The 8,301-nt window shown below is 33.9% G+C and carries 4 protein-coding genes and 1 CRISPR repeat array; all 4 genes read left to right on the top strand.

What is annotated here, in order from left to right:
* Positions 1–428: 428 nt before the first annotated feature.
* Genes cas9 through csn2 form a run of 4 tightly spaced genes read left to right on the top strand, consistent with a single transcriptional unit; the run spans position 429 to position 6,340 of the window.
* On the top strand, positions 429–4,454 hold the full coding sequence (cas9, locus tag MXE28_RS10915; RefSeq protein WP_226974556.1) for a type II CRISPR RNA-guided endonuclease Cas9: 4,026 nt from the start codon (positions 429–431) through the stop codon (positions 4,452–4,454).
* A 29-nt stretch (positions 4,455–4,483) separates the two neighbouring features.
* Positions 4,484–5,359: a type II CRISPR-associated endonuclease Cas1 gene (cas1, locus tag MXE28_RS10910; RefSeq protein ID WP_226974557.1), complete on the top strand. Its 876-nt coding sequence runs from the start codon at positions 4,484–4,486 to the stop codon at positions 5,357–5,359.
* Between the two features lie 4 nt (positions 5,360–5,363).
* Positions 5,364–5,669 carry a CRISPR-associated endonuclease Cas2 gene (gene cas2, locus MXE28_RS10905; RefSeq protein WP_021841194.1) on the top strand — a complete coding sequence of 102 codons (306 nt, stop codon included), beginning with the start codon at positions 5,364–5,366 and terminating at the stop codon, positions 5,667–5,669.
* Entirely contained in the window at positions 5,666–6,340 is a 675-nt protein-coding gene (gene csn2 / locus MXE28_RS10900) for a type II-A CRISPR-associated protein Csn2 (RefSeq protein ID WP_226974558.1), read from the top strand. Before cas2 ends, csn2 begins: the two co-directional genes overlap by 4 nt.
* An 88-nt stretch (positions 6,341–6,428) precedes the next feature.
* Positions 6,429–7,850: direct repeats of the CRISPR family, unit length 36 nt; unit sequence GTTTGAGAGTAGTGTAAAACTAGTTTGGTCTCCAAT.
* Positions 7,851–8,301: the final 451 nt, after the last annotated feature.

The following is an 8,301-nucleotide window of genomic DNA, read 5'->3' as shown; positions in this document are numbered from 1 at the left end:
TTTATTGGGATTAACTAAAAAAGCCACACACACTTTTTGTCCTATAAGCCTAAAAAGAGACGCATAATTTGATCTGCGTCTCTTTTTATTATTTAATCCGGATTTATTTTAAATGTAAAAAAAGCTAAAGTTAGGCTTAGGTCGGGGATAGATTATTCTTTGTTACTCACCTATTGCACAACTTTTAGGTAAATTAAAATTTTAGACAAGCCCCCAAAAATGGCATAAATAAAAGGGTTTTGCCGAATAAGGCAAAACCCTTCGATAAATCTTTATTTGAACTCGTAGTGTAAAACTAGTTTGGTCTCAACTAGTACATCTTTATAATAAGTGTAAAAATAAAATTTGTCAATTATAAAATTAAAAATTGAATAGATTGACTGGTAATATGTAATTTTAAATAGTGTAAAAATTTTAGGAGGAGTATTATGAGGTTTCAAAACAAAAAAACAGGGGATTATTTTGTAGGTTTAGATATTGGAACAAATTCAGTGGGATGGGCAGTTACCAATGAAAAGTATGAGATATTACGCGCAAAAAATCATCGAATGTGGGGGAGTCGTTTATTTGAAGAAGGAAAAACGGCAGAGGAACGTCGGGTTCATCGTGCAGGGCGTCGTCGATTGAATCGACGTAATGATCGGTTGATGATTTTGGAAGACTTGTTTGCTGAAGAAATCTCAAAAGTTGATAAAGCCTTTTATCAACGCTTACACGAAAGTCAGTATCGCCAAGAGCATAAAACCGTTTCAGACCCATATTTTTTATTTAATGATAAAGAGTTTACCGATGAAGATTATCATATAGACTATCCAACAATTTATCATCTGCGAGTAGCTTTAATGAAAGCACCCGCTAAAGATATTCGTTTATTATTTTTAGCAATTCATCATATCATAAAATATCGTGGCAATTTCTTACATGAAGGTGAAACATTAAAAACCACAGGTGGTCTTACTGATATATTACAACGAGTATTAGCTTGTAATGAATTTAGCGGTCTAAAACAACATATTGATGATACAGCATTAGTAAAACTATTAACCAATAAAGGGATTACACGTAGTGATATTGCCAAACAAATTAGTGAATTGGCAACAGATAAACTATATAGAAAACAGGCTAAAGCATTTGCGAGCTTAGTATTGGGGCTAAAAGCTAATTTAGACGATTTATTTAATGAACCTGAATATAAAGAATTAGATTCAGAAATTAGAACGGTAGAATTTTCAGGAAAAGAATATTGGGAAGAACGGGATAAATATGAACCTTATTTAGGGGAGAGTCTATTTGCTTTAGATGGTTGTAAGACTTTATATGATACATTGTTGTTATCAAATATTAAACCGGATGGCAAGTACTTATCTGAGGCAAAAGTTGAAACATTTGAAAAACATCATGAACACTTAGAAAGTTTAAAAGACTTACTAAAAAGTAATAAGGCTTTATATAATCGGGTTTTACGTGATGATGAGAAGAACTTAAACAACTACATTACCTATATAGGTAAAAGTGAATTCAATAAACGTTGTTCCCGTGATGAGTTCTATAAATTTTTAAAGCAAACAATAACAGATATTACTGATAATGAAGCAAAAGCTAACATTATACAATTGATGGACTTAGACAGCTTTTTGCCTTTGTTACGTGTTCGTGAAAATGGGGTTATTCCGTATCAGATTCATGAAGAAGAATTAGAACAGATTTTGAATGTATCAAGTGAGAAATATCCATTTTTGAACAAAACTGATGGCTCGGGCTTTACAATAGCACAAAAAATATTAAAATTATTGACATTCCGTATTCCTTACTTTGTAGGGCCTTTAAATCCTGCACATAAGGATAAAGACAATGGGTTTGCTTGGGTTGTTCGTAAGGCCCCGGGGAAAGTATACCCTTGGAACTTTGAAGATAAAGTGGATATCAGTGCCTCTGCGACAGCCTTTATTGAAAATTTAACTAATAAATGCACCTATTTAATCGGTGAAGATGTTTTACCTAAATATTCCTTGGCTTATTCTAAATTTTCTTTGCTTAATGAGCTTAATAATTTGCGCTATGATGGAAAACCTTTGTCTTACGAAACAAAACAATCATTTATAAAAGATTGCTTTGAAAAAGAACACAGAAAAATGACTGAAAAGCGTATTAGCGAATTTTTGAAACATTTGGGTGGAACAGATGGAAAAGGTGCCCTTACAGGCTTAGATGTAGATATTAAGAGCGATTTAAAATCGTATCGCGATATGGTTCGCATACTAGGTGATGGTTTTGATGAAACAATGGCGGAACAGATTATTCGGTATGTAACTTTATTTGGTGAAGCTAAAAAAGTATTATTAAGTACCTTGGAAACAGAATTTGGTGATGTTTTAAGTGAGACTCAGAAAAAACAGATTCTAAAACTACAATATCGTGATTGGGGCCGTTTATCTGCTATGTTTTTAAAAGGAATTAAAGGCGTAGCGGGTGATAATCCTGAGTGTAGTATTTTGGAATGCATGGAACAACAACCTTTGAATTTGATGGAAGTTTTAAGTTCGCATAATACATATTTAGCTGCGGTCGAAGAGTTTAATAAAGAACGTACAGAGCCAACAGATATCGTAGACTATAAGCTAGTTGATGATTTATACATTTCACCGGCAGTAAAGCGTTCTGTTTGGCAGACATTACGCATTTTAGATGAAATTACAAAATTACGCGGTAGTGTACCTAAAAAAGTATTTGTGGAAGTTGCCCGAACAAATCGAGCAGAAAAGAAAAAAACTGATTCAAGAAAAGAACGCTTATTACAATTATATAAAACAATTAAGGATGAAGGACGTAATTGGACAGAAGAAATTAAACAGCGTGATGCAGGCGACTTTAATTCTAAAAAGTTATTTTTGTACTACACTCAACAAGGACGCTGTATGTATTCGGGCGAAAAAATAACAAGTATCGGTGACTTGTTTACGTCTAAATACGATATTGATCATATTTATCCTCGTAGTGTAACTAAGGATAATAGTTGGGATAATTTGGTATTAGTTAAAGCAGAGCTTAATCGTGAAAAGAAAGATATCTACCCGATTGAAAAAGATACACAAGATAGATGTATTAGCCTATGGAAGCAACTATTAGAACAAGGTTTAATCAGCGAACGAAAATATGAAAGACTGGTTCGCACGACTCCGTTGACAGCTGATGAATTGGCAGGTTTTGTTAATCGCCAATTAGTAGAAACTAATCAATCGGTTAAAGCGGTTACTAATTTGTTGAAGCGTTTATATCCGGATACAACCATCTGCTATGTTAAAGCTGAAAATGTATCAGATTTTCGCCAAGAAAGAGAATTTGTTAAATTACGCAGTTTAAATGCTCATCATCATGCAAAAGATGCTTACCTAAACATTGTGGTAGGTAATGTTTACCATGAAAAGTTTACAAATAATCCTCGTAACTTTATTAAAAATGCAAGATCTGATAAAAAACGTCCATATAGTTTGAACCATATGTTTGATTATCTATTGCAAGTAGGCAATAAAGAGATTTGGAATCCTAAAACCGATAATAATTTGGTTAAAAAAATGATGCGCAATAATGATGTACAAGTAACTAGGATGCTAGTTGAACAAACAGGAGCTCTATATTATGCTACTATTTATAAAGCAAGTGTAACTAAATCCGAAAGCTATGTGCCGTTAAAATCAAGTGATGCAATTTTAAGTGATGTTAAAAAATACGGTGGGTTCACAAGTATAAAAATTGCTTACTACAGTATTTTCCGTTTCTATAAGAAGAACTCTGAAGAATTTGAAACTCACATTATTTCTATTCCTGTATTAAAAGCAGGTACGTTAAACTCTAAGGAAGATTATGTTGCTTATGGCGAAGAAATTATGAATAAGCAAAAGTTTGATAGGGTAGAGTTGGTTTATAAAAAGCTATGTATGAATTCTTTGGTTCGAATTAATGGTGTTATGTATTATTTAGGTGGCAAAACCAATAATAGTTTATATATTGATTCAGCTATATCTTTAGTACTGCCAGACAATATTGCAAAAAAAATAAAAGCTGTTGAAAAATATATTGCCAGAGTGGCAGAGAACGGAAATTATAAGCCTCAACCTGATCAGGTGAGTCCTGAGTTTAATATGATTATTTATAAAGCGTTAACAGAAAAAATGAAACAGCCTGCATTTGTTGGATTAAAAACTAATAGAGAGAATGAGTTAGAAAAAGAGACTACAATTACAGCATTTGTTGCGATGACATTAATAGAACAGTGTAAAATGCTGATGGAAATCTTAAACTTGTTGACTCAACAAAAAACGACCTATGCACTTAAACCTATTGGTGTATCGGCATCAAGAAGTACATTAGGAATGAATATAACCGGTTTAAGTGAATTTACAATTATAACTCAATCTGTAACAGGTCTGCAAGAAAAAGAAATACGAATTATTTAGCGATTATTGAGCAAGTAAGGAGTTAATATATGGGGTGGCGTATTGTTGTAGTTGATAGTCGTGCAAAATTAGATTTTAAAATGAACTATATGGTAATTCGTAAAGATGTTGGTTGTGAGCGAGTCTATGTAAGTGAAATGCAAGTATTGATAGTAGCTTCAACAGCGGTCAGTTTGACCGCCGCCTTGCTCAACCAATTGACTAAGGCTAAGGTTAAAGTCGTATTTTGTGATGAGAAATTTAATCCGGCCAGTGAACTGGTTGCACTATATGGTAGCCATAATACAAGTAAATGTTGCCGTGACCAAATTGCATGGAATGAAAAAACAAAGCAAGCGGTTTGGACGGTATTGGTGCGTGAAAAAATAAATAATCAGGCTAAACTACTAAAGAGGTTAAAAAAAGAAGAATATAGTCTCATAGAATCGTATGTGTCAGATATGATGTTTAATGATGAATCTCACAGAGAAGGTCATGCGGCGAAAGTATATTTTAACAGCCTATTTGGCAAGCTTTTTACGCGAGATGATGCTTCTAATATTAATGCGGCCTTGGATTATGGCTATACAATTTTACTGTCTGCTATTAATCGGGAAATCGTAGCCATGGGATATTTGACTCAATTTGGTATAAATCATTGTAATCAATATAACCCGTTCAATTTAAGCTGTGATGTAATAGAACCGCTCAGGGGGATTGTAGATAAATATGTTGTGGGATTAAAACATAGCAATTTCACACGTAAAGAGCGATTAGAATTAATTGACTTATTAAATAAACAAGTTAAAATTGATGGAAATCGCCAATACTTAAGTGCTGCGATAAAAATATATTGTAAGAGTATATTTGATGCATTGAATGAAAATGATGTTAATTTAATAAGGTTAGTGGAGTATGAGCTATAGATATATGAGAGTACTAGTTATGTTTGATTTGCCGGTGGCAACGTCAGCAGATAGAAAGGCATATAGAACATTTCGGAAGTTTCTGCTTTCCACCGGCTTTTATATGATGCAAGAGTCGATTTATGCAAAATTAGTTTTAAATCAAACTGAAGCTAACAAAGTTATGACTTATGTGCGATGGCAAAAACCGCCGGAAGGTTTAGTACAAATGCTGGTTATAACGGAAAAACAGTTTTCTAAAATGGAAACACTCGTTGGTGAAGTGACTACGGAAGTTGTAAATTCAACGGATAGGTTATTGATATTATGAAGCTAACTTACTTATCTTTAGACTTAGAGCTCGATTTTTCTGCCAATTCTATTACTACATTAGTTATAGAAGATCGAAAATTATTTCGCTCACTTGCATGTGAATTTATTAAGGCCACTAAAGGGGAAGATACGCAGTGGACCTTATCAGAATCCAATAAATTATTGGACATTAAGAAAGATTGTTATATCATTAGTGATTTCTTTGATTTAGATGTAAATAATAAAACGTTGTTAACTAAGTTAAATCAACGATTAACTTCTATTGCGACGGAAGATGTAGGACTTTTATTTGAAATCAATCAAAAGATTCAAGAACTGTTTATGGCTTTAGAGGGGAGTTTAAGCCTTGATGTAACCTATAATAATCTCATAACTGCACAGGATATTGTAAAGTTGGGGAATTTTATGATTTGCGATGATGAATTTGACGATATTGGTAAAGTTATTAGTTTTATTGAAGTAGTCGTGGATTTGATCCGGCCAAAGTTATTAGTTATGCTCAATCTGCGTAAATTTATGACAAATAGTGAATTGGAATTATTTTTTGAGACAATTTTGTGTAAAAAAATACCTGTTTTTTGTATAGAAGGTAGTGATGCGGAAGAGATTTCAGTTGTTCAAGAATTAGAAGTATTATATACTTTAGATAAGGATTTATGCGTGTTTTAACTGACTGACTAGAATTACACCTGCCTCGTAAGCTGAAAAATCTCTCAAATCTTTAAATTCAGCATTTTGGGTAAAAATGCAATTTGGGGTTTGAGAGTAGTGTAAAACTAGTTTGGTCTCCAATATTAAGGTATAGTATTTAGAGGTGACGTATGTTTGAGAGTAGTGTAAAACTAGTTTGGTCTCCAATCAAATTGACGGGCTCTGTTATAAAGATGGCGTTTGAGAGTAGTGTAAAACTAGTTTGGTCTCCAATTACGGTTGAGCAGAAGGCGCAGGTGGCCGTGTTTGAGAGTAGTGTAAAACTAGTTTGGTCTCCAATGCAAGTCATTACACGATATACGCCCGCTTTGTTTGAGAGTAGTGTAAAACTAGTTTGGTCTCCAATAACATGGCGGCGCATGGCTTTGTGTATCATGTTTGAGAGTAGTGTAAAACTAGTTTGGTCTCCAATACGTAAGACAATCAACGGCGCCGGTGTTAGGTTTGAGAGTAGTGTAAAACTAGTTTGGTCTCCAATTACAAAAAGCCGTAATAAAGAAAGTAAAGGGTTTGAGAGTAGTGTAAAACTAGTTTGGTCTCCAATATGGTTTTACGCGAACGCCTGAAATCATAAGTTTGAGAGTAGTGTAAAACTAGTTTGGTCTCCAATTACAATAAACCTTGTTGTTCCGTGTAGTTTGTTTGAGAGTAGTGTAAAACTAGTTTGGTCTCCAATAAGAGAAATCATGTATGACCTTGCTATGAAGTTTGAGAGTAGTGTAAAACTAGTTTGGTCTCCAATTATCCGTATAAGTCTGTTTGTTTTCGCTATGTTTGAGAGTAGTGTAAAACTAGTTTGGTCTCCAATTATACTCATAAGACTCCCAACAAGTGAAAGGTTTGAGAGTAGTGTAAAACTAGTTTGGTCTCCAATCGCATTTTATGAATACTCGCGCCGGCTTGAGTTTGAGAGTAGTGTAAAACTAGTTTGGTCTCCAATGAAAAGAGGATATATGGGTTCGAGAAATGCGTTTGAGAGTAGTGTAAAACTAGTTTGGTCTCCAATAAACGTCCCATACTTTTATTTCCGCCGTCCGTTTGAGAGTAGTGTAAAACTAGTTTGGTCTCCAATAGCCATGGTTAAACGGTATCAATGGATACAGTTTGAGAGTAGTGTAAAACTAGTTTGGTCTCCAATAGGTCGGCAGGATTCGGCGCGAAATACTACGTTTGAGAGTAGTGTAAAACTAGTTTGGTCTCCAATGCCAATTTTTGGCGGCAAGGATATAATATAGTTTGAGAGTAGTGTAAAACTAGTTTGGTCTCCAATTTTCTTTAACGATGATGAACTAAAGATGATGTTTGAGAGTAGTGTAAAACTAGTTTGGTCTCCAATCCGGCATATGCTGTAATGTATAACAATGACGTTTGAGAGTAGTGTAAAACTAGTTTGGTCTCCAATCGTACGCGCTAACGGAACGTTATGACAAATGTTTGAGAGTAGTGTAAAACTAGTTTGGTTTACTATTCATTTGTCAATAAATAGTATGAAATATCCTCTCTTTTTATACTGATTTAATCAAAATTGTACATTCATATATCATCAGTTTTGTGCGTATGAGAGTATCATTTATAAGCTTTATTTCGGCTTTTCTGTAAAAGAGCCAATTTTAATAGTTGTATATACTATCGTGTTATTTGATGCTGTAAAGTATGTAAGTCTAGTAGTGGCGTTTGAGAGTAGTGTAGAGCTAGAGTGGTCTAATTAGTGTATAGGGATAAGTGTGCTTTATTCGTACTTATCTCTATACAATATCTCGTTTTCTAATATTCCTCACAAAAAAATGTAAAAAAATTCATTTTGCCTCTTGCACACAAATTAAAATCGTGCTATTATATTTAAGTACCTGAAACAACGGTATTGCGGCCCCGTGGTGTAGCGGTTAACATGTCGCCCTGTCACGGCGAAGATCGTCAGT

Origin of the sequence: Veillonella sp. KGMB01456 (genome assembly GCF_023051165.1) — a bacterium.
Lineage (GTDB): Bacteria > Bacillota > Negativicutes > Veillonellales > Veillonellaceae > Veillonella_A.
The sequence above is the reverse complement of the archived record's forward strand: the minus strand, read 5'-3'. Positions and strand labels throughout refer to the sequence as shown.

Coding starts and splice junctions, on each gene's coding strand:
- cas2 (WP_021841194.1), top strand. CDS start 5,364: ATGAGAGTACTAGTTATGTTTGATTTGCCGGTGGCAACGTCAGCAGAT.
- cas1 (WP_226974557.1), top strand. CDS start 4,484: ATGGGGTGGCGTATTGTTGTAGTTGATAGTCGTGCAAAATTAGATTTT.
- cas9 (WP_226974556.1), top strand. CDS start 429: ATGAGGTTTCAAAACAAAAAAACAGGGGATTATTTTGTAGGTTTAGAT.
- csn2 (WP_226974558.1), top strand. CDS start 5,666: ATGAAGCTAACTTACTTATCTTTAGACTTAGAGCTCGATTTTTCTGCC.